This window comes from Paenibacillus sp. P4_A9 (genome assembly GCF_056402415.1).
The window spans coordinates 1-2,270 of the sequence record NZ_JBFUHL010000179.1; the positions used below are offsets into that span (position 1 = coordinate 1).

The following is a 2,270-nucleotide window of genomic DNA, read 5'->3' on the forward strand; positions in this document are numbered from 1 at the left end:
TAGTTTATTGTCTGCCAAATAAACTTTCCCTCTTTCCATTCGGTATTCCGTTAAATATTCTAATGGTGACTTGCCTTTCTCATTTTTAAAAATCCTGCTTAAATAACTGGGACTAATCTGTAAGTAATCAGCAATATCGCTGATTGAGATATTGTTCTGATAATTCACCTTGATATAGTCAAGCGCACGAACGATATGGACGTTTCTATTCTCATCCGGACCTGCTTGATGGCTGTCAACCAACCTGTCAATAAAACCTACGACTAACGTCTCTAACTCCTGCTTACTATGAGCATCATTCAACCGCAGCAAGTTGCCATCTGGAGGTTCATGAAAGTTCTCATCTTCTTGTCTTAGCTCATGGACAATTACGCTTAATAGCATGATTAACATTTCTACCAACTTATCGTGGGATGATTTAGTCGGATACACGTAGGATTGAAAGAGCTGAACAACCATCTCACGCGCCTTCTTCTGATCCCCTGATCTAATGCTCATCAACAGTAGATGTACGTATTGAGAAGGATAGCCAACTGCATCTGTTTGCTTCAGGTCTTCCATTATGACTACATCCACCTCATTGATGAGGGCATTGTATCGCAAATTTTTGGCCGAGGTTCGTTTCAGACTCAATTCTCTCAGTGAACTATGCAGCGAACCATAAATACATTGCAAATTAATCTTCAGCTCTGATTGCGCGAGATCTATTAACGGATAGCTGATCTCCTTGAGAATTTGACGGAATTCATTATCTAAGCTTGTATGATTCGTGTTAATAATAAAACCAAAGCTGTCACTATCTAATATGGTCCCCGCAATGCCAAACTCAGCTGAGAACGCATTCTCAATCATCGAAAAAATAACTAGCCTGATCTTATTCTTTTCTATCTCCGTATGTGAGCGCAAATCCATAATAACGGTCAGATCCATGAAATGAGATCTACTGAAATCGATCCCTGTTTCACTCATATGCTCGGCCGCCAGAGCGTTATCCGTATGAATTAAGCTGTTCAGAATCGCATTGACCCACCGCTCTTTGATAATCGGCTGATTCTGAAGCACCGCAGACTTAATTTGTTCATTCTCAATAAGTATTTGATGAATGGCATGTTCGACAAAATCGAATTCATTACTTTTATCAGATGTTTCTATCGTTTTCAAACGATCCTTAATCGCAGAGACAATACGCTTAAAAGGGATATACATCATCAATGAAAGTAGGTACGAGATGGCTGTAAACACCAGAGTTACGGATAGAATGACAAGCAGCACAGCTGCCAATTTCTTGTTAATCAGCTTCCTATATTCTTCCATGGGCACTAATCGAATAAATGTCCATCCAAGCATGGGGGATTTCATTGAGCTCAATTCATATTGGCTTCCACCTAATTGAATCTCTCTCCAAACTTGTGGGTCAAACTCACCTTTTGCATAGTGTTTTTCTAATTCCCCTGACAACTGATTCGCACGAGGATACACAATCTTATGGGAAGCATCCATAACAAGAATCGGTAGCTTCTCATTCTTCTGAATCAATTGAACAGTCTCAAAGAAAACATCTTTACGGATGTTAAAAATAAAAATGCCTAATGACTCTTTGGAGGCTGTTGGCACCCGTCTGCTAAACGTAATGACATCTTCCCCTGATCTAAGAGAACGAATTGCATGCCACTGTGCTACATTCTCATTCTCAGATGCCGCATCAATAATAGCTTTATCATAGAAATCATTGATTGGATAAATGCCTTCCCCTGTCGTTAAGACCCTACTATTAATCTTGGTATACAAATACACCGAATGAAATAGTGAGTTGGACGAAATCGAAGTCTGCATCGTGTTTTGCAGCAAACGGTAATCGTAGGCATTGTAATGTGTGTCTTTTAAGATCTGTGAAAGCTGTGGAATGAAAGAAAACTGTAGCGATGCGCGATCCATTTCAGAAGTCATAGCTTGAATCAGACTGGAATATGACTGTAAATTGGTCTGAGCTTCTGACTTCAAGCCTTCCTTTACTTGAGCTGAGTAATAGTAAAAATACACACCACTTAAAATCACAGTTGGCACTAGAATGACAGCAATATAGGAAATCAGCAACTTTTTGAAATAAGACATTTGCCTGAAAAAGTTCAACTTGCGCTCCACCCCACCTTTGTAAGCGGTTACTTACATTCTCTTATTTTACAGTACTCGTACTAATATTAATACCGAATTATGTGGGAAAAAGAATAAGAGCAGCTGCCGCGGCAGATCTGCTCTTGATTGTATGGCCC

General features: G+C 39.6%; 1 protein-coding gene. It reads right to left on the reverse strand.

Annotation, left to right across the window (positions count from 1 at the left end; translation table 11 throughout):
* Positions 1–2,112 (reverse strand): AraC family transcriptional regulator (locus AC1DVJ_RS30665; protein WP_477596666.1); only part of this gene is annotated, 2,112 nt, incomplete at its 3' end.
* Positions 2,113–2,270: the final 158 nt, after the last annotated feature.